This window comes from Methylocaldum gracile (assembly GCF_053646815.1).
Map to the genome: position 1 here is coordinate 3,196,491 of NZ_CM132196.1, position 19,948 is coordinate 3,216,438.

20 protein-coding genes and 1 other RNA gene are annotated in these 19,948 nt (G+C 55.1%); 11 read left to right on the forward strand and 10 right to left on the reverse strand.

Annotation, left to right across the window (positions count from 1 at the left end; translation table 11 throughout):
• Positions 1-16: 16 nt before the first annotated feature.
• Together ACWJJK_RS14015 and ACWJJK_RS14020 are read right to left on the reverse strand one after the other, a co-directional pair.
• Positions 17-856, reverse strand: coding sequence for an ATPase (locus ACWJJK_RS14015; protein WP_086135023.1), 840 nt, complete (start codon positions 854-856; stop codon positions 17-19).
• A gap of 31 nt (positions 857-887) precedes the next feature.
• A complete protein-coding gene (locus tag ACWJJK_RS14020; protein ID WP_077729879.1) occupies positions 888-1,283 on the reverse strand; it encodes a group II truncated hemoglobin in 396 nt (131 codons plus the stop codon).
• A gap of 377 nt (positions 1,284-1,660) precedes the next feature.
• Between ACWJJK_RS14020 and ACWJJK_RS14025 the strand changes: the two genes are divergently transcribed.
• On the forward strand, positions 1,661-2,326 hold the full coding sequence (locus ACWJJK_RS14025; protein ID WP_240502472.1) for a helix-turn-helix domain-containing protein: 666 nt from the start codon (positions 1,661-1,663) through the stop codon (positions 2,324-2,326).
• A gap of 184 nt (positions 2,327-2,510) precedes the next feature.
• On the opposite strand, the gene ACWJJK_RS14030 is transcribed toward ACWJJK_RS14025, so the two are convergent.
• The 4 genes from ACWJJK_RS14030 to smpB all read right to left on the reverse strand — a co-directional run bounded on the left by ACWJJK_RS14030 (position 2,511) and on the right by smpB (position 6,143).
• Positions 2,511-2,957 (reverse strand): plastocyanin/azurin family copper-binding protein, encoded by a 447-nt coding sequence (locus ACWJJK_RS14030; RefSeq protein ID WP_077729881.1) that lies wholly within the window; start codon positions 2,955-2,957, stop codon positions 2,511-2,513.
• A gap of 203 nt (positions 2,958-3,160) precedes the next feature.
• On the reverse strand, positions 3,161-4,246 hold the full coding sequence (locus tag ACWJJK_RS14035; RefSeq protein WP_454128197.1) for an AI-2E family transporter: 1,086 nt from the start codon (positions 4,244-4,246) through the stop codon (positions 3,161-3,163).
• 47 nt (positions 4,247-4,293) lie between these two features.
• Positions 4,294-5,547: a D-alanyl-D-alanine carboxypeptidase gene (locus ACWJJK_RS14040; protein WP_077729883.1), complete on the reverse strand. Its 1,254-nt coding sequence runs from the start codon at positions 5,545-5,547 to the stop codon at positions 4,294-4,296.
• A gap of 116 nt (positions 5,548-5,663) precedes the next feature.
• Entirely contained in the window at positions 5,664-6,143 is a 480-nt protein-coding gene (gene smpB / locus ACWJJK_RS14045) for an SsrA-binding protein SmpB (RefSeq protein WP_086135021.1), read from the reverse strand.
• 107 nt (positions 6,144-6,250) lie between these two features.
• Between smpB and ACWJJK_RS14050 the strand changes: the two genes are divergently transcribed.
• Positions 6,251-7,603 carry a sodium-dependent transporter gene (locus tag ACWJJK_RS14050; protein ID WP_156879404.1) on the forward strand — a complete coding sequence of 451 codons (1,353 nt, stop codon included), beginning with the start codon at positions 6,251-6,253 and terminating at the stop codon, positions 7,601-7,603.
• A 31-nt stretch (positions 7,604-7,634) separates the two neighbouring features.
• Positions 7,635-7,904 (forward strand): RnfH family protein, encoded by a 270-nt coding sequence (locus ACWJJK_RS14055; RefSeq protein ID WP_077729886.1) that lies wholly within the window; start codon positions 7,635-7,637, stop codon positions 7,902-7,904.
• Between the two features lie 29 nt (positions 7,905-7,933).
• On the opposite strand, the gene ACWJJK_RS14060 is transcribed toward ACWJJK_RS14055, so the two are convergent.
• Complete coding sequence (locus ACWJJK_RS14060; protein WP_086135079.1) at positions 7,934-8,386, reverse strand: outer membrane protein assembly factor BamE; 453 nt, start codon at positions 8,384-8,386, stop codon at positions 7,934-7,936.
• Between the two features lie 78 nt (positions 8,387-8,464).
• On the opposite strand from ACWJJK_RS14060, the gene fur reads away from it, so the two are divergent.
• From fur to lolD, 3 genes are all read left to right on the forward strand, one after another.
• Positions 8,465-8,896, forward strand: a complete 432-nt coding sequence (gene fur, locus ACWJJK_RS14065) for a ferric iron uptake transcriptional regulator (protein WP_077729887.1) — start codon at positions 8,465-8,467, stop codon at positions 8,894-8,896.
• Between the two features lie 64 nt (positions 8,897-8,960).
• Positions 8,961-10,208, forward strand: coding sequence for a lipoprotein-releasing ABC transporter permease subunit (locus ACWJJK_RS14070; RefSeq protein ID WP_077729888.1), 1,248 nt, complete (start codon positions 8,961-8,963; stop codon positions 10,206-10,208).
• Entirely contained in the window at positions 10,201-10,923 is a 723-nt protein-coding gene (lolD, locus tag ACWJJK_RS14075; protein WP_077729889.1) for a lipoprotein-releasing ABC transporter ATP-binding protein LolD, read from the forward strand. Before ACWJJK_RS14070 ends, lolD begins: the two co-directional genes overlap by 8 nt.
• Here lolD and ACWJJK_RS14080 read toward each other — a convergent pair.
• Complete coding sequence (locus ACWJJK_RS14080; RefSeq protein ID WP_077729890.1) at positions 10,920-11,561, reverse strand: DUF2062 domain-containing protein; 642 nt, start codon at positions 11,559-11,561, stop codon at positions 10,920-10,922. The two genes, lolD and ACWJJK_RS14080, sit on opposite strands and share 4 nt — an antisense overlap.
• A 75-nt stretch (positions 11,562-11,636) precedes the next feature.
• Between ACWJJK_RS14080 and ACWJJK_RS14085 the strand changes: the two genes are divergently transcribed.
• Entirely contained in the window at positions 11,637-14,033 is a 2,397-nt protein-coding gene (locus tag ACWJJK_RS14085; RefSeq protein WP_156879403.1) for a DNA internalization-related competence protein ComEC/Rec2, read from the forward strand.
• On the opposite strand, the gene cysN is transcribed toward ACWJJK_RS14085, so the two are convergent.
• Together cysN and cysD are read right to left on the reverse strand one after the other, a co-directional pair.
• Positions 14,001-15,653, reverse strand: coding sequence for a sulfate adenylyltransferase subunit CysN (gene cysN, locus ACWJJK_RS14090; protein WP_156879402.1), 1,653 nt, complete (start codon positions 15,651-15,653; stop codon positions 14,001-14,003). The genes ACWJJK_RS14085 and cysN overlap by 33 nt on opposite strands.
• A gap of 77 nt (positions 15,654-15,730) precedes the next feature.
• On the reverse strand, positions 15,731-16,639 hold the full coding sequence (gene cysD, locus ACWJJK_RS14095) for a sulfate adenylyltransferase subunit CysD (RefSeq protein ID WP_077729892.1): 909 nt from the start codon (positions 16,637-16,639) through the stop codon (positions 15,731-15,733).
• Positions 16,640-16,816: 177 nt separating this feature from the next.
• On the opposite strand from cysD, the gene ACWJJK_RS14100 reads away from it, so the two are divergent.
• The 4 genes from ACWJJK_RS14100 to ACWJJK_RS14115 all read left to right on the forward strand — a co-directional run bounded on the left by ACWJJK_RS14100 (position 16,817) and on the right by ACWJJK_RS14115 (position 19,864).
• Positions 16,817-17,926, forward strand: a complete 1,110-nt coding sequence (locus tag ACWJJK_RS14100) for a multicopper oxidase domain-containing protein (protein ID WP_077729952.1) — start codon at positions 16,817-16,819, stop codon at positions 17,924-17,926.
• A gap of 129 nt (positions 17,927-18,055) precedes the next feature.
• Positions 18,056-18,526, forward strand: coding sequence for a hypothetical protein (locus ACWJJK_RS14105; protein WP_077729893.1), 471 nt, complete (start codon positions 18,056-18,058; stop codon positions 18,524-18,526).
• A 290-nt stretch (positions 18,527-18,816) separates the two neighbouring features.
• Positions 18,817-19,175: a transfer-messenger RNA gene (ssrA, locus tag ACWJJK_RS14110) on the forward strand.
• Between the two features lie 584 nt (positions 19,176-19,759).
• A complete protein-coding gene (locus tag ACWJJK_RS14115) occupies positions 19,760-19,864 on the forward strand; it encodes a Fic family protein (protein ID WP_205780690.1) in 105 nt (34 codons plus the stop codon).
• Positions 19,865-19,948 lie beyond the last annotated feature (84 nt).

Genomic DNA, 19,948 nt, shown 5'->3' on the forward strand with positions numbered 1-19,948 from the left:
AACTGAATTAACGCGATCAGCGCCCCAAGGCGTCCATGATGAGACGAATGAAATCGTTCTCACCTCGAACGTTCGCAATCTCATTGGCATCGACGGTGTAGCCGTATTCGTCGGCGATGGCCTGGTAATTGGGCAAGCGCGCGCGGAACAGCCGGGGAAACACCCAGGAAACGAATTCGTCCGGCGGGATATCCTCGATGGCCGAATAGGCTTTTTCCGCCATGAATTCGGCGAGTTGCCGGTCCAGAAACTCTTCCCGATAGTACAGCGGCTTGGGATCGCGTTGAGCGCGCTCGATTAGAAGATGCTCCAATTCCGGAGTGGTCTTGATATACAGAATAATCGTGTGCTCGGCGAGAATCCTGATGGTTTCCGGATCTTCCAGTTCGCAGACGCTGCCGCCCGCGTCATTGATGAAATGCTTGTAGCCGTAGATAGAGTCGACCTTTTCGATAAATTCCGGCACGTCGCGCATGGCGGCGATTTCGGCCTGCCGGTGCAGGGCCTGACGACGCTTGAACTCGGCCGGAGTGAGTCCGCCCTTCGCCGGATCGCCGATTTTCCCGAGGAACGTCGAAACCGGCGCCAAGTTGTCTACGGTGATGTTGCTGCGGATATAAATCGAATCGGAACGCAGCAAATCGCGCAAGAACGGCACGTCCATGGCTTGCCGCTTGATATTGTCGAGAATCGGCTCATCCAAATACCGGGTGCCGATTCGATAGTCGCCGGAGTAATGGAACCACGTCTTCTTGGGCAAACTATTGGCCAGCGTCGTTTTGCCGACGCCGGACATGCCCAGCAGCGTGATGCGTTTGGTCTCCCAGTCCAAGAACGCCTTGGGGCTCATTCTCATGGTATGTTCCGTGTCAGTGTGTAATGAGCGGTTACTCGCCCCGGTTGATCATGTGAGTCGCAGTCTGCGCGAATGCCCGGGCCAGAGACTCGCGCAAAGCGGGGTCCAGGGGCATATCGTCGAGAGCCTTATACATACAAAGCAGCCATTGATCCCGTTCCTTCGTGCCGATAGAAAACGGAAAATGCCGCATCCGAAGGCGCGGATGCCCGAACTCCTCCTGAAAAAGATCGGGACCTCCCAGCCAACCGGACAGAAACTTGAACAGCTTGTCTTTCGAACCGGCCAAATCCGCAGGATGCATCGCTCGAATATCGAGAGCTTCCGGCATTACATCCATGTACCCGTAAAATCTTTCCACCAGTTCCCGAACGGCGCTCTCGCCGCCGACGAGTTGGTAAGGGGTCATTACGTCGGGGGGATTCATCATAATTCCGATACGTCAAAAATCGCGCGAATTTTAACAGGTTCGGTTCCTGAGCGGTTTAACTCGATCGGGCGGTCTCCCCAATTTGAGATGATATGTTTAATATAAAACACCGCGAGCGAATCAACCGCGCTAGCGATACACGCTGGTTATCCGCTTGATGACTTGACGCAAGGCCATCGCCTCGCGATTATGGGCGCTCATGCGATGGAATACGCGGCTTGAGCAACTATTAGCATCCGCCTCCGACTTGTTACCAATCGTCAAAAACTGCAAACGGTTTATCCCGGCTGATTATCCGTCCAATCGAACTCGTGACCACAACACCTTCGCTCGACCTTAAGACGAAACTGCAAGTTACCTGTCAAAATTGCAGTTTGACTTCATTGTGCATTCCTCGGGGATTAGCCCAGGAGGATATCGAACGCATCAGCCGCATCGTCGCTCGTAAGAAAACCTTACAACGAGGCGAGCATCTCTTCCGCGAGGGCGACAAGTTCCGCGGGGTCATCGCGATCAAGGGAGGAACGGCCAAGACCGTCATTTACGACGCGCAAGGCTACGAATACATCACCGGCTTGCTGTTACCGGGGGAACTATTAGGTTTCGACGCACTGGCCACGAATCACCACAAGTGCTCTGCAATCGCGCTCGAAACCTTGAGCTACTGCGAACTTCCCGCCAATCAACTCGACCAATTGTGCCACGAAGTACCGAATTTGCTGCGGGAACTTTTCCGCCATGCCAGCGCCAAGCTGGACGAGGAAACGGATCAAGTAATTGTCAACAAGCGCGCGGCAGAAGACCGGGTTGCCATGTTTATCCTGAATCTGTCCGACCGCCTTCGAAAACGCGGCTTTTCGCCGGTGGACTTCAATCTCACCCTTACTCGTCAGGAAATAGGCAATTTTTTGGGATTAGCACTCGAGACGGTCAGCCGTACCTTGCGGAATCTAGAAGATGCCGGGCTGATTACGGTCCGCCATAAACATATCCGTATACTGGATCTAGAGGCATTGAGAGCCACATATACCCACCGCTGATTCAGCCTAACCGCATTTTCAACAAGCCCGAATAATTCGGATCTTCGCGGGACGGCAATGTCCCTAGCGCCACGGGATACCGGCCGGCAACCCATAGAGAAATATCGCCTCACAAGACCTAAACGAAAAAAGGCGCGCAGAGCTGAACTCGGCGCGCCTTTAAGTAGAGACTGAAAAAGGATAATTATTTCTTCTCAGACTCTTTGAATTTCGTTAGAAGACCTTTCGCAGGCTTCGCTTCTTTAACGGTATCGGCAACCTGAAGGTATTTTTCTACCGTAGCGTCCAGATCAGCCGGTTGGCCCACTACCATCACGGCGCCCATGCGAGCACCCCAGTGCGGCGGACATTTGAAGACGTACAGACCCTCTTTCTCGACGGCATAGTCGTAATCGGCGCCCATAGCGGACAGCATTTTCGGAGCCCCTTCCGGCCACATGCCTTCTACGCTCTCCACGAAATGGGTCGCCATATTGCGGAACGAAATAACATCGCCAACTTTAGCGTGAATAAACTCGGGCGCGAATTTCACACCTTGGCCTTTTACTTCGATCGTCTCCGCGTTAACGGCGGCCGATGCCAGCATCGCCACACCCGCCACAGCAAGCATCGCTTTCTTAGCAAAAATCATTACATAACCTCCAACACTACTGTTTTTCGTTCTCACGGATACCAGGCAAATCGGACAACAAACCCTGTTTTGCCAAAGCCGTTTTCCTGAACTGATCCGATATATCACCGTACACCGCGGCGCAGGATGATACACCAATTTGGCTTAATTAGCTATGAATGATATTTAAGCCTGCGCATCGAAAACCGTATTTCCACGGCTCATCAGCCGAACTGTCCGGAATTTCCCTCAGAAGAGTCGTCGCCGTACAGATCGCTCATTTTATAAAAGCCATGAATATGCCGAATCATCACCATGATTACCGAAGCAACGGGCAATGCGAGCAACACCCCTAGGAAACCAAACAGCTGACCGCCCGCCAGAACAGCAAAAATGACCGCGACGGGATGCAGTCCGATCTTATTTCCTATCAGCCACGGGGTTAACCAAACGCCCTCAAGCATTTGGCCTACGCCGAATACAGCCAAAACCGGGACGATCGACCACAAATCTCCGAATTGTGCCAACGCCGCTATCGATGCAGCCACCACGCCGGAGATGGAACCCGCATACGGTATGAAACTGATCAGCCCGGAAAACATGCCGATAAGAAGCGCCAAGTCCAGTCCGGCCAGCCATAATCCGATACTGTAAATCGTGCCCAGAGCGGCCATGACCGCAAACTGACCTCGAAACACGGCACTCAACACTTCATCCGATTCTTCCGCCAATATGACGACAACCGGCGCCCAGCGACGGGGCAAGAGATCGTGGACACGGGCGACTATGTCATCCCAGTCCCTCAGCAGATAAAAGATGACCACCGGAATCAGCACCAGATTCATCAGCCACGAGATGACTACGGCGCCGGAATGCGACAAAGAGGACAGCACAGTGGTCGCCACCCCTCCCGCCTGCTGCCAATGCCCGCTCAAAACCCCGGCCACCTGTTCCAGATCGACAAACTTGATGCGGACTCCTAAATGTTTTTGCACCCAAGGGACAACGGACGTTTTAAACCAGCGGGTGTATGCGGGGAGATTATCGATGAACCGGCTGATCTGCTCCTCTAACATTGGGATGATCAGCAGAAGCACTAGACCGATAACTAAAACAATGACTGCAAACACGACGATGACGGCATTTTGACGTTTTAGTCCGAGCGCTTCCAAACGGTCGGCAAGGGGATCGCTCAGGTAGGCTATCAGCGCGCCGGCCACAAAAGGCGTCAAAATGGGCATCAATAAATAAATCAGCCAGACGACTGCGAGAATGCCGGCTACTGCCATGCATTTGTTCAAATTAGCCATCCCCGCCCTGTTAACGTTTCACGAATATGACAAGCACCGGCGTCGACTCACCTAGACGAACGCCCCGAAACGCATTCTATGCGTTTACGTTTGAGCGCCTGACAGGCCGCGGTTGCGTCCTCCTTCGTCATTCCGTTGAAAATGGCCAGATAGAGCTTTTTTCTGCCCTGTGAGCGCGCGGTCACCGTTGCACGTGCATGACGAAGCGGATATGGAGCGAGCTTCAAAGCCTTCGACAGCCGCTGTTCCGCCGGCTTTTCGGCGGAAAATGTGCCCACACGAATGTGCCAGGCCTGCTTTCCACGATTGGTGCCCGATTTCTCGCGTCCATCTCCTTCATCGGCGGAGCGCCTGTTGCCTCCCGCTAACTTGACGTTTTTCTTTCCGCCCGACTTCTCGACCGACCGTTCAGGCAATTTTGGACGCGAGAGTAAAGCAGGCGGTTCCGGTTGGTCAAAGGAGGCCGTACGCACCTCGTATTCCAATCCGTTGAGCTGCGCAAAGCCGTAGTCGAGTATATCCTGCATATGGGCATCCCTCGCCGAAGCGCTGGTTCCGCCAAAAACCACCCCTATCAGCCGTTGACCGCCTCGCCGCGCCGATGCAACGAGGTTAAAACCGGACGCATTGACGAACCCGGTCTTGATCCCGTCCGTTCCCGGATAGTTTTTCAGGAGATGGTTGTGATTATGAAAGCTACGGCCCTCGAACTGGAACTGGGTCGTAGAGAAGTAGGGATAGTACTGGGGAAAATGTTTGTACAGGGACTTCCCGAGCCGGAACTGGTCCCAAGCCGTCGTGACTTGATTGGGATCGGGCAAGCCGGACGCATTCCGGTAGACGGTGCGCTCCATGCCCAGCTCGCGAGCTTTCTCGGTCATCAGCTGCGCGAACGCGGACTCGGAACCGGCCATTCCTTCGGCGATCACCGCCGCCGCATCATTTGCGGACCGGGTTACCAAAGCCAATATGCCTTGCTCGACCGTGATCGTATCGCCTGATTTCAACCCCAATCGCGACGGGGGACGAAGAACCGCAAACCGGGACGCCCGAAATAGGGTATCGGAAGAAAGGCGTCCGTTAGCCAAAGCTTCGAAGACCAGATAAAGCGTCATCATCTTGGTGAGCGATGCCGGATGCCTCAACTCGTCGGCATTCCGCTCGAACAGTGGACGCTCGGATTCGACTTCCACCACCAGCGCCGCATAAGGACCGGCCTCCGCTCGATGAGCGAAGGAAAAGCCAGTCGCCAAGACCAATAAAGCCAAGACCAAGAGGTGATTGTGCTCAATCCAATGCATCGTTATCGTCAAATTCTTCTGAATGCGTGATTTTTGCCAAATCTGCACGGGGCAGCCGGAAATTCACTCCTGAGGCAACCCGCTGGGCAGGAGAGGCCAGATCCAAAAATTCAGTCTCAGCGCTGCTTCAATACGCGCTGCTTCTCGCGCTGCCAGTCCCTTTCCTTTTCGGCGGCACGCTTATCGTGCTGCTTCTTACCTCTCGCTAAACCGATTTCCAGCTTGGCACGTCCGCTTTTCCAATACAGCGCGAGCGGAATTAAAGTATAACCTTTGCGTTCCACATGACCGATGAGCTTGCTCAATTCTCGACGATGCAGGAGCAGCTTCCGGGTTCGGATGGGATCGGGTGTGACATGGGTGGAGGCAGAAGCCAGCGGAGAAATATGTGCTCCGAGCAGCCAGGCTTCGCCGTTTTTCAGCGTGACATAACTCTCCTTCAGCTGCGCTCTTCCCGCACGCAAGCTTTTCACCTCCCACCCTTGCAGGACTAGTCCCGCCTCGTAGCGCTCCTCGATGAAATACTCGTGCGTGGCTTGCCGGTTGAGAGCGATGGTGCCACTTCCGGCTGTATCCTTGTTTTTCTTTGCGGCCATGTACTTAAAACTAAATTGCCTGACTCGATGGAAAAATCTTGTTATTTTACCCCAACCTCGGGTTGCCCGGACCTTCGATTGGCTCAGCATAATAATTCGGAGAACACATGACCGATCAACGTTTTCTGCACAACCAATGGTCATCGCGCTTGGCGTTCGTTCTGGCTGCAAGCGGTTCGGCCATAGGCCTCGGGAATATCTGGAAGTTTCCCTATCTGGCCGGCGAAAACGGAGGCGGAGCGTTCGTCGCGGTTTACCTCTTATGCGTCGCTGCCATCGGTATTCCGATCATGATCGCAGAGACCATGCTGGGGCGCCGCGGTCGGCAAAATCCTATCAATACCATGTTGTCGCTGGCACAGGAAGCGAAAGCCGATCCTGCCTGGCACTATGCCGGTTGGCTCGGCGTGTTGTCGGGCTTCCTGATTCTGTCCTATTACTCGGTCATCGCCGGCTGGTCGATGGTCTACATCTTGAAGATGAACAGCGGCTACATGAGCCATATCAGCGCCGAAACCGCCGCACGGGTATTCGACGACCTCAAAAGCGCTCCGGAAATTCAGTTTATCTGGCACACTGTCTTCATGGCCGCCACGATGCTCATCGTCAGCCGCGGCGTCAGCGGCGGACTGGAGCGAGCGACGCGCTTCATGATGCCGGGCTTGTTCATCATGCTCATACTCCTGGACGGTTATGCGATGAGTTCCGACGGATTCGGCCAGGGAATGTCGTTCCTGTTCAAGCCGGATTTCAGCCGCATCAACGGCGAGAGCGTGCTGGTCGCGATGGGGCAGGCCTTTTTCTCTCTCGGATTGGGCATGGGCGCAATCATGATCTACGGCTCATATCTCCCTGATCATGTTTCGATTTCGCGGTCTACCATTTTTGTCGCCTCCGCGGACACCCTAGTGGCTTTATTGGCGGGTGTCGCCATTTTTCCAATCGTATTCGCCAACCACTTGGAGCCGACCATGGGCCCCGGCCTGATTTTTCAGACGCTGCCCATCGCCTTCGGCCAAATGCCCGGCGGTTCACTGTTCGGGGTATTGTTTTTCGTTCTCGTATTTTTTGCGGCGATTACTTCCGCGATTGCCTTGATCGAACCCGCCGTGGCCTGGCTGTCCGAAAACCAGGCGATGAGCCGCGAGAAGGCCTGTCTTTGGAGCGGACTAGGCTGCTGGCTACTTGGGCTCGGAACCGTATTTTCGTTCAATCTATGGTCCGGAAATACCTGGTTCGGCAAGAATTTCTTCGAGCTCGTGGATTTTCTCACGGCCAATATCATGTTGCCCGTTGGCGGCATCTTGGTTGCCTTATTTGCCGGCTGGATCATGAGGCGCGAGACCTCGGAAACGGAGCTCGAAATGGGGTCGGCTTATAACTATTGGCGTTTTACTATTCGCTACGTTTCTCCCTTGGCTGTCGCCCTCGTCACCCTTAGCGCCGTCGGCGTGATTTGATTCGGTAAAGATCGGACAAGCAGCAAAAGAAATGAAAGTCGAAGTCGCTTACGCGAAACCGGATGTACAGGTCATTCTCACCGTGAACGTACCGGAAAATGCGACAGCGGAAACCGCCATCGCCGCATCAGGTATCCTGGACCGTTTCCCGGAGATCGACCTGACAAAGGACAAGATTGGAATTTTCAGCAAGGTCTGCTCCATCGACCAACCGATAAAGCCGGGCGACCGAGTGGAGATTTATCGCCCCTTGATCGCCGACCCCAAAGAAGCTCGGCGCGCGCGGGCAGCGAAGAAGTAGAACCGCGGACCGAGACTCCTCGCACTCTACTAATCGCCTTTTCGGAACAAACCCGTGATCTTTTCCCACAAGCTTTTCTCGCGCTCGATCTTCGGGATATCGATCGTCACATCCTTGCCGGGTTCAATCTCGGGAAGGTTGCCCGGTCGGAAGTCACCCTGAAGCCCGATCAATTCATCCTTGTCGAAAACCAGGGTAATCCGCTTCTGCATCCGCTGCTTGCCACCGGGCTCGTTGGAATAGATATAGTCCCAGCGATCGTCGTGGAAAGGATCGACGACCAGTGGCGTACCCATGATGAATGCCACTTGCCGCTTGGTCATACCGGGCCGAAGTTGATCCACCATTTGCTGAGAAACGATATTGCCCTGATGGATGTCGAGCCGGTACACCCCAGGTAGGGACTCTTTAAGCTTTTCGGTGGAACAGCCGGCTAAAAACAGAGTCAGGCAGTAGGTTATTACGATGAAACGCTTCGGCATGTTATGATTGCGGAGAATCGGACCCAACGTCCAATCATACTCGATCGACAGAGTTAAAACACTGCGTAGGTTGCCGCTTTGGAAAGTCAAGACATACGAAACGCCGGGCTTAAAGTGACTCTCCCGCGCGTCAAGATTCTAGAGATGCTGGAGAACCGTAGCGGATCGGATCGACACCTGACAGCGGAAGAAGTCTACAAGTCGCTGCTCAGCGAGGGTGAAGAAATCGGCTTGGCCACAGTTTACCGAGTCCTGACCCAATTCGAGGCGGCGGGCTTGGTCAAACGCCATCATTTCGAAGGCGGAAACTCGATCTTCGAGCTAAACCGCGGCGAGCATCACGATCACATCGTATGCGTCAAGTGCGGCCGAGTCGAAGAATTCAGCGACGAGTTCATCGAGCGCCGCCAAAACGAAATAGCAAACGAGAAACATTTTAAGCTGACGGATCATTCGCTCTGTCTCTACGGCATCTGCATGGATTGCCAAAAGGGCCAATCGCCTCTCTGATTCCCGACAACCTTCTTTTTCCCCATGAAGCTCACTTTTTGCGGAGCCCGGTCGATATCGGCGCATGTTTAAGCCACTGATCTTTTTCATCGGTCTGCGCTATACGCGGGCTAAGCGGCGCACGCGCTTCATTTCGTTCATTACCTTCACTTCGGTTCTGGGCATCGCCTTGGGCGTCACCGCCTTGATTACAGTACTGTCAGTGATGAACGGATTCGAAGCGGAACTTCGCGAACGCATACTGGGCATGACTTCGCATGCCTCCATCTCCGGCTTGGATGGCCAACTGCGGAACTGGCGCTCGCTTGAACCCCCGCTCGAACAAGACTCCCGTATTCTAGGCTGGGCACCTTATATCGAAGGTCAAGCCATGCTCAACTCGGACCGCCGAGTTAGCGGCGTGATGCTGCGCGGCATCATGACCGACTACGAACCGCGCGTGTCCGAGGTCGCCAACCGCATCGTGGAAGGCCACCTCGAAGCGCTCAAACCCGGCGAATTCGGCATTATTCTCGGTTCTGAGCTGGCTGATTATCTGGGTGTCCTCACCGGCGACAAGGTGACCGTCATCACCCCGCAACTTACGGCAACACCCGCCGGCATTCTGCCGCGCCTCAAGCGCTTTACGGTGGTCGGAGTTTTCCAGGTCGGGATGTATGAGTACGACCGGAATCTGGCGCTGATTCAGCTGGAAGACGCCGCCAAGCTGTTTCGCCTCGATGACGCCATATCGGGGCTTAGACTCAAGCTGGACGACGTATTTTACGCGCAGCGAGTGGCGCGGGACCTTGGCCCCAAACTCGATGGGCGTTATCAGATTGCCGACTGGACGCAGTCGCACAGCAACTTCTTCAAAGCCATACAAACCGAAAAGCGGGTGATGTTCATCATTCTCCTGCTCATCGTCGCGGTTGCCGCTTTCAACATCGTCTCCACACTAGTTATGGTGGTCACCGACAAGCGTTCGGATATCGCGATCCTCCGAACCCAGGGCATGACTCCACTCGAAGTCATGGGAATATTTATCGTGCTCGGTACGGTCATCGGTACGTTCGGCACCTTGCTGGGCGGTGTCGGCGGAGTCTTATTGGCGTGGAATGTGGAAACCATCGTACCGGCGATCGAGCGGTTGTTCGGCGTTCATTTCCTGTCGGCCGACGTTTACTACATCAGCGAGCTGCCGTCGAAACTGATCTGGTCCGACGTGTACCGGATTACCGGCATGGCCTTCCTGCTTTCCATCCTGGCGACGATCTATCCGGCCTGGCAGGCATCTCGCATCAAGCCCGCCGAGGAACTCCGTTATGAATAAGCCGGTGCTGCAGTGCCGCGATCTGCACAAGCGTTATGCCCAAGGCAATCTGAGCGTCGATGTGTTGCAGGGCATAACGCTTTCCGTCGAACCGGGACAGCAGGTCGCCATTATGGGAGCGTCCGGCTCGGGCAAAAGCACGCTTTTGCACTTACTCGGGGGTCTAGACGCGCCAACCCGAGGGCAAGTCCAACTGGACGGCGTGGACCTGGGAACACTGAACGAACGCAAGCTCGCCCAACTGCGTAACCGGGTGCTTGGATTCGTCTATCAATTCCACCACCTGCTGGGTGAATTCACGGTACTGGAAAACGTCGCCATGCCGCTTTTGATCGCGAAGCTGCCGATACATGAAGCAAGAAAGCGCGCGGCTTCGATGTTGGAGCGGGTCGGACTCGGCAAACGCCTGGAGCATAAACCCGGAGAATTATCGGGCGGCGAACGCCAGCGCGCAGCCGTCGCCCGCGCGCTGGTCACGAAACCAAAGTGCGTTTTGGCTGACGAACCGACCGGAAATCTGGATCGAAAAACCGCGGAACAGGTGTATCAACTCATGCTGGAGCTGAACCAAGAAAACGGGGTGAGTTTCCTAGTCGTCACTCACGATCCGTCTTTGGCTCAGCGGATGGACACGATATTGCATTTGGAAGACGGACGGATCGTCAAGCCGGAAAACCTATCCGAACCCGTCCGCCTAAAGCAGCATTACGATTAGCCTGCTTTCTTCGCGACAGGCTTCGCTGCTCCGATCAATCGATCGTTCTGATGCTTGTGCCGGTGTTCCAGGAACTTCTTGTACGACGCGTAGCTTTCCCGGACCATAATGGCCGTACTCAATTCCGCATTGCGGAACTTTCTCAATTCCACCTGATGTCGCACGGATCGCCGCCACATGAAAAGTATGCCGAAATAGCCTAGGACGGCCCCGAGGTGCATCAGAATGGCGCAACCAATCAGCAAGGGTGCCCCTAACTCCAATGCTTTTTCTATGGTGAACAGTTCCGAGAACTGATCGAAGTCGAAAGCTGCTTGTCCCATAACAAGCGCGCCTACCTTGTAGGCGAAGTAATACATCGGCACCCAGGTCAGCGGATTGGTAATCCAGACCAAGGCCACGGCGATAGGTAAATTGGCATTGAAATAGATCGCCAAAACCGCGGCGATGATTTGTTGCCAGGGCAATGGCGGGGTATACATGGCCCATAGCCCTATGGCAAAAGCCCGTGATACCGACCGACGGTTCAGATGCCATAAATTCGGCGAGTGAAGCTTATCCCCCAAAAACTCCAGCGATTTAATTTCCTTTACTTTTTTCGGGTCCGGCAAGTAGCGCTTAAAAAACTTTTTAGGCATAGCCCTTAACTGGGATGATTGTGAACTATTTTTTTAGGTAAAAGGCGCGCTATTGTACGGATTTGAAATTCAAAGTTGAATGAAATTCTCCATCCACAAACCCGCAGCCCGCTGGTTCTTCCGCTAGCCATCGGCTTTGTCGGCGGGGTCAGCGCTGTCCAGCAACTTCCGTCTTTGCCCGGTGCCTGGGCTTTCGTCCTCTTGAGCTCCGCTTTCGGTCTAGCCGTTTATTATAAGCTGCGTTTTCCGGCAGCATTTGCGTTCGGCATCCTCTGGGCGCTTGCCTTTGCCGGAATTCGACTCGACCAAGGTCTTCCGACTGCAACTGAGAGACAAACGGCCGTCGTCGAAGGCGTCGTTCGTACCATTCCCCAGCCCGTGGACCACGGTTTCCGTTTCGACTTCGATATTGAACAAACTCTACAGCCCGACGACCTAAGTTTGCCGTCACGCGTTCGCCTGAGCTGGTATGACCGCGGAGTTTCGCCAAAAGCGGGCGAACGCTGGCAGCTCAGAGTAAAGCTCAAGCCGCCGCATGGAATGCTGAACCCGGGAAGTCTCGACTACGAACAATGGCTGTTTGCCCAGGGAATCCGCGCGGTCGGTTACGTCGCGAAGTCTCCGGACAATCGGCGGCTCGATGCGGGAGACAACCGGTATTCATTCGAAATTTGGAGGCAGGCCCTTTACGATAGCCTTTCGGCAACACTGAACGACGAACCCGCAGCCGGAATCATCAAGGCTCTGGTCATGGGAGTCGACGATGACATTACGCCCATTCAATGGGACGTGCTTCGGCGCACGGGCACGACTCACCTGGTTGCGATTTCCGGCTCGCATATCGGTTTAGTCGCAGGATTTGTCTTTTTCGTCATACGCCGAATGTGGTCGAGGTTGGGCATCATGCGCTGGTCGCCGCCGACTGTTGCGGCCGTTTGTGCTTTTGCGGCCGCCCTCTTCTACTCGGCGCTGGCGAACTTCGCGATTCCCACTCAACGCGCCATGATTATGATCGGCATCGTCATGGGCGCCGTCATCGGCCGGCGGCATCTCAATAGTTTTCATGTCCTCGCGACGGCCTTGCTGGCCGTGGTGCTTTACGATCCGTTGGCGGTTCTTTCGGCGGGATTCTGGCTTTCCTTCACAGCTGTCGCTCTAATCCTTTTCGCTGTTTCATACAGAAGAGGCGAAATCAGCGGTTGGCGGGCCATGATGCGGGTGAACTGGGCCACCTCGCTAGGCCTTGCACCCCTGCTGTTGTTATTCTTTCAGCAGGTTTCGATCATTTCTCCAATTGCCAACTTGTTTGCCGTCCCCGTGATCGGCTTGCTGCTGATTCCGGTTTGCCTGACCGGCGCACTGCTGTTACCGATACTGCCGGTGGCGGGCGAAGCGCTGCTGATCCTGGCATCACGCCTGCTTGAATGGACGTGGCCTTTTCTCCAATGGATTGCCGAACAGCCGGTGGCTCAGTGGACCCATGCCGGACCGCCGTTCTGGACCATTCCGCTGGCATTGAGCGGCTTCGTGCTGCTGCTATCCCCCAAGGGCATTCCGGCGCGCTGGCTCGGTCTCGTTCTGGCCGTTCCGGCCGTGACCGCGCAGCCCGATAGGCCGCCTCAAGCGGGCTTCCTGCTTACCCTGCTCGATGTAGGCCAGGGACTCGGCGTTGCCGTCGAGACTAGCGAACACCTCATGATCTTCGACACCGGAGCCCGGTTCGGGAGCCGGTTCGATATCGGCTCCGCCGTCATCGAGCCTTATCTCCGCCATCGAGGGATCGAGCGCATCGACGCCTTGATCGTAAGTCACGGCGACAACGACCACATCGGCGGCGCGCCGTCGCTGCTCAGACGATTTGTGGTCGGGCGGACTTATACCAGCGTGCCGGAAAAGTTATCGGAATTTTCGACTGAAACCTGCAAAGCCGAACAGTCCTGGGAATGGGACGGCGTCAAATTCGAGATGCTCGCGCCCATCGAAAAAAGCGAGCGCGAGAACGACAATTCCTGCGTATTGAAAATCAGCGGGCCCGGCGGCAGCGCACTATTGACCGGCGACATCGAAAAAACCGGTGAACGCCTATTGGTTGACCGTTACGGGCATCTTTTAGCCAGCGACATTCTGGTCGTCCCCCATCATGGCAGTAAAACCTCTTCAAGCTCCGCCTTTTTGGCTGCCGTGAAGCCTCGTTACGCTCTCATTCCCGCAGGCTATCTGAACCGATACGGGTTTCCTCATCGGGCGGTGCTGCAACGCTACGGAAACATGAACATACCGGTACTGAATACCGCCGAGACAGGCGCACTTACCGTGCTCGTAGGCAACCGGAAGGATGATCTAAAACTGGAAAGCTACCGCAGGGAAAACGGCCGATACTGGAATGCCCATTCCGCGGCGATGGCGGAATGGGCGGAAACGGAAAATCAAGTCAGACGATCAGAACTCGAGGACCTGAGTTTCCTTCAATAACGCAAGCACTTCGTCCGCTTCCATTTCATCGGCCGAAACATGGAGCGCGCTCAAACCGTCGCCACTCGGGCTTGCTTCGCAAGGACAGATGCAGATCAGTCCGGCATGGTTGATCTGCTCTGCAATGGCTTGAACCTGTACGCCCAGCGCCTCGTTATCCAAAACGGTGCTGGCATGCCCGACATCGAAGAGCTTCCGTTCGAGTTCATACGCCACATCGTGCCGGCGTTCGCCGGTAATCCATAGCGTCACCGCCTTTTGTCCGAAACGCGCGCTCCGCTCTTCAACCGTCACCCGCCGTAAACCGGATTCGCCGTCCGCCTGACTTAGGATCATGCCGGCGCCGACGGTAACGTTGGTCAGGCGATCGATGACGATGAACGATCCGGTGCCCTTGCAAACCTTGTAAGGATCGAACGCGATCGGCCCGCTCAGGGAGACCTCGCACAAGCCGATTTCGTTCAGCTTGAGCTGGTCCGCCGGAAGCTGCTCCAAGGTATTGATATCGACGCGGTGATGGATCTGAGAAACCGAGCCGTTGACCACCTTGGTCATCTGCTTCAGATAATACTGGCGGCCCGGAACCAAAGGCGCCTCGGTCATCCACACGATATGGGCCTTGAAACGGGTGCCGAGCATCGGCAAGTCATCGGAACGGACCAGCATGTCGCCGCGGCTCACGTCGATTTCATCCGTAAGCGTGATCGTAACGGCTTGAGGCGGAAATGCTTCTTCCAGTTCTCCGTCGTAAGTCACGATGGACTTGATGCGGCTGGTCTTCTTGGACGGCAGCACCGTAATCGGATCGCCCTTGCGAAAAACCCCCGCGGCCACGGTGCCGCTGTAACCGCGGAAATCCAAATTCGGTCGATTGACGTACTGCACCGGAAAGCGCGGATTCGTAAAATTCTGGTCCTTGGCGATCTCGATGGTGTCCAAAAGCTCCATCAGCGCCTGCCCCTGATACCAGGGCATTTCCTCGCTACGGCTGACGACGTTGTCCCCCTTCAAAGCCGACAGCGGGATAAAGCGGACATCGTGAATATCCAGTTTTTCGATGAACGCCAGGTAATCGCTGCGAATGCGCTCGAATACGTCAGCGCTGTAGCCGACCAGATCCATCTTATTGATGGCTACGACCACGTGCCTGATGCCCAGCAGGGACACGATAAAGCTGTGACGCTTGGTCTGCGTCATCACGCCGTGACGCGCATCGACCAGAATGATGGCCAAATCGCAGGTGGACGCTCCGGTCGCCATATTCCGGGTGTACTGCTCGTGCCCCGGCGTGTCGGCAATGATGTATTTCCGCTTCGCCGTGGAGAAATACCGGTAGGCCACATCGATGGTGATGCCCTGCTCCCGCTCGGCCTGGAGCCCGTCGACCAGCAGCGCCAAGTCGATATCGCCGCCGGTGGTGCCCGATTTGACGCTGTCCTTCTTGATCGCCGCCAGCTGGTCCTCGTAAATCATTTTCGAATCGTGCAAAAGGCGCCCGATCAGGGTGCTCTTGCCGTCGTCGACATTGCCGCAGGTCAAGAAGCGCAATAATTCCTTGCGCTCGTGCTGAGCGAGATAGGCGTGGATATCGGAACTGATGAGCTCGGACTGATGAGACATAGACTAATTCACTGGATGAATGGGTCAGACGCAGACGCCAACGTTGAATGCACGCTCGGCACCTTCCATAGCGAAAATCAGAAATAACCCTCTTTTTTCTTCTCTTCCATCGACCCCGCTTGATCGTGATCGATGACACGCCCTTGGCGCTCCGACGTCTTGGTCAGCAGCATCTCCTGGATGATGTCGGGCAAGGTGGCGGCGGTCGATTCGACGGCGCCGGTCAAGGGATAGCAACCCAGGGTACGGAAGCGGACCATCTTCATGATCGGCTTTTCGCCGGGTGCCAGCGGCATGCGATCGTCGTCCACCATGATCCATATCCCATCGCGCTCGACCACCGGCCGCTCTTTGGCGAAATACAACGGGACGATCGGAATGTTCTCCAGATAGATGTACTGCCAAACATCCAGCTCGGTCCAGTTCGAAAGCGGAAACACCCGGATGCTCTCGCCCTTGTTGATCTTGCCGTTGTAGAGATTCCACAGCTCCGGCCGCTGATTTTTCGGGTCCCAACGATGGTTTCGGTCGCGGAAGGAATAAACGCGTTCTTTCGCCCTCGACTTCTCCTCGTCCCGGCGCGCTCCGCCGAATGCCGCATCGAACTGGTATTTGTTCAAGGCTTGCTTGAGGGCCTCGGTTTTCATGACATCCGTGTGCTTCTTGCTGCCGTGGGTGAACGGACCGATGCCCTGCTCCACACCCTCCAGGTTGACGTGAACGATGAGATCCAGCCCCAGATCGTGGGCGCGGCGATCGCGAAACTCGATCATCTCCCGGAATTTCCAGGTCGTATCGACATGCATGAGCGGAAAAGGCGGTTTGCCGGGAAAAAACGCCTTCATCGCGAGATGCAGCATGACTGCGGAATCCTTGCCAATCGAATAGAGCATTACGGGACGCTCAAACTCGGCAGCCACCTCGCGGATGATGTGGATACTTTCGGCTTCCAGCTGCTTGAGATGGGTAAGTGTATGTTCGTTCATGGAAAAGAGTGTTGATCCCGAAACCCGGAAAGAGATTCATCCCATTGTTTATGGCGCTCAATACTACCATAAAAGCCTTTGGCCACTTCCGGGGAACAAATACTGGCATCCTATAATGATATTGATTATCATTTTCTCACGCTTTTTCGATCGATTCCCCGTCCCAGGTTTATCGCCGTGATCCAGATCCGAATCCTCCTTTCACACTTGGCGGTTCTACTGTTGTTCTCCGAAGCCGTGACGGCCAATTCGACGCGAACCTACTACATCGCCGCCGAAGAAATCTTGTGGGACTACGCCCCCTCCTATCCCGTCAATCCCATGCATGGCGCAGAATTCAACGAGGACGAGAAAGTCTTCGTCGAAGGGAATAACGCCGATCGGATCGGCCGACAGTATTACAAAGCGCGTTATATCGAGTACGCCGACGCCAGCTTTACCCAAATCAAGGAACGTCCGCCCGAGTGGCGGCACTTAGGGATACTAGGGCCTGTAATTCGCGCCAACGTCGGCGACACCATCAAAGTGGTGCTGAGGAATAAACTGGCAAACATGCCGATTTCACTCCATCCGCACGGCGTGCTTTACCGGAAGGACAGCGAAGGCACTCATTACGCGGACGGCACATCCGGAGATGACCGCAAAGACGATACGGTCGAACCGGGCGAAACCCACACCTACCTCTGGCAAGTACCCGAACGTTCGGGTCCGGGCCCCGAGGACCCGAGTTCGATCGTGTGGCTTTACCATTCCCATGTCAACGAGGTGGTCGACACGAATACCGGCCTGGTAGGACCCATCATCATTTCCCGCCGAGGCGTTCTGCAGAACAACGGTAAACTGAAAGGCATCGACCGCGAATTCGTCGTGCTGTTCACCGTGTTCGACGAAAACAAGAGTTTCTTTCTGGACAAGAACATCAGCACCTTCGCACCGGCTGCCACGGACGAGAAAGATGACGAAAGCTTCGTCGAAAGCAACTTGATGCACAGCATGAACGGCTACGTCTATCACAACCTTCCGGGAATGACGATGAAAGAAGGCGAAACCGTGCGCTGGTATCAACTGTCCCTCGGAACCGAAGTCGATCTCCATACCCCGCATTGGCACGGCAATACGCTCACCGAGACCGGGCGCCGCGTAGATGTCGTGAATCTGCTTCCGGGAACCCACGTCACCGTCGATATGAAACCCGACAATCCCGGCGTCTGGATGTATCACTGCCACGTCAATGACCACATCGACGCGGGCATGATGGCCAGTTATACGGTCACGCGCCGAAAGTGACAATCAGGTCGCGCCTGCGGAATTCCGCAGGTCGAACCGACCGCACGATTGCACTATTGCCTTGCGATGCCAAAAGAGAGATGCTTCGAACCGTATGAAACCTGCCGAATAACACTTTCGGAGTGCCATATGGACCAGCAGATGCATAACTTCGAGCAAGTTAAAGATGTGCTCGACTACGGTATTCAACTACACAGCCAACTGACAGAACTTTACGATTCGCTGAACCAACAAAACGATCAGGCTCGGGTAAAAATGCTTTTGGATTACCTCAGCCGCCACGAAAAAAATCGGGAACAGGCGATGCAGCGGTTCGAAGATGGATCGCGCAAGAGCATCCTCAATTTCTGGCTCCAATATTCTCCAGGCTCCAACGTCGAACAACTGCTAAAGAATTGCGCCGTTAGGCCCAATATGTCCGTCGATGACGTCATAAAGATCGCCATGGCCTTCGACAACGCGCTGATCGAACTCTATAAAGGAGCGGCAATCATCGTCGACGATCCGCATGCCAAAGAAGTGTTCGCGAATCTCGCGGAGATGGAAGAACAAGAGAAACACCGCTTCGTCCGCGACGCGGAATGGATGGACGATCTCTGAAAGACTGAAAACCAGTTCTACTCACGGACTTGTCCGTGCTTAAGGCCGGAAACACCCTTCCGGCCTTAAGGAAGACTGCATCTCACGAGAGATGAGCGCATAGCGCCATGCCGCTTTAGCGTGATTGAAATTTGTCCCCTGCCGGTAGTCGCTAGCCTGCATTACCCGATCCCTTCAGCGTATCGCAACGTTCCGCCAAGAAAAGCTGTTTCGCACGATTATCGCGCCACGACTCAAACGCTGGTTGCTCGAAACTTTTTTGCGGTTATACTGTCTATCTTCCTGACCTAGGGGGCGACTTGGCTTCGACGAGGATCGCAAAACCCGAGGTGCATGCCGAGGTGCAGATAACCTCGTTAATCAATCTGCAACCAATATAGTTGCCAACGACGACAACTACGCTCTGGCCGCTTAATCCGGCCGGCCTCTGATCCGAAGCCCGCTTATAGGCGTCGGTTTTCGGGGGTAACCCAATTGTAAGCTCGCGATGAGGTCTGTCCGGGGCCGATTCGCTAAAACCTAACGGAACCGCCGGCCGTCTTCCCTGCCGCTCGGGTAGCGACCGGTTAAATCAATAGAGTCGGATAAGCATGTAGAGCCAAAGGCGGAGGATTCGCGGACGCGGGTTCAATTCCCGCCGCCTCCACCAAACACCCATTCAAAGACATCCAAAGAAATCCGTAAGCCCGCGTAAATGCGGGCTTTTTCGTTTATATTCCATCCATCGCGATCCTATAGAGTCCGTTGACATCCGGGGTAACTGGGGGCACTTTCGGGGTAATTCAGTTATCCTACAAGGCGTTACCTCCATGCTCTGACCGATACCGCGCCGCGATCCGCAATACAAAGGCCGGGGCAAAGCCGATCAAGCTGGAATGACTGAAAGTCTTACTCCATAAGGCTTTCGTCGATTTCCGATTGACGCCGCCTCAACGAGATGAAAACCGCGTCTGACCTCTTTCGGCGGCGCGTTTTACTTTGGATGTTCACAACTTACGCCGCTTTTCGTGCAACAACACTTTTACCTCGCGCACGTACGCCTCGGAAATCACGCCAGCCGTTTCTGGGCGAACCTGGTCCAGATCACCCGAGAAAGACTTTGATCTGGACATAGAGGGCACGACCGTCACGATCGCCCATATCGAGCGACCTCGAAAGGTATGTGGTGAGTGACGCCTCCAGCGGATCACGTCCAGGTATTGATGCACGACCTCTTCCGGTGGCTGGCGACCGGTGAAGAGCACTCTGATTACCAGTTCCGTGTTTCACTACGAGTTCAAGTTCATCCATCCCTTCACAGACGGCAACGGCCGCATGGGGGACCGTGGCAGACCTTAACCTTCCCGCTGGAATCCCTCGTTCGCCGGCATCCCGGTAGAAAGCCTGATCTATAAGCATCAGGCGAAGTACTACCAGGCACTG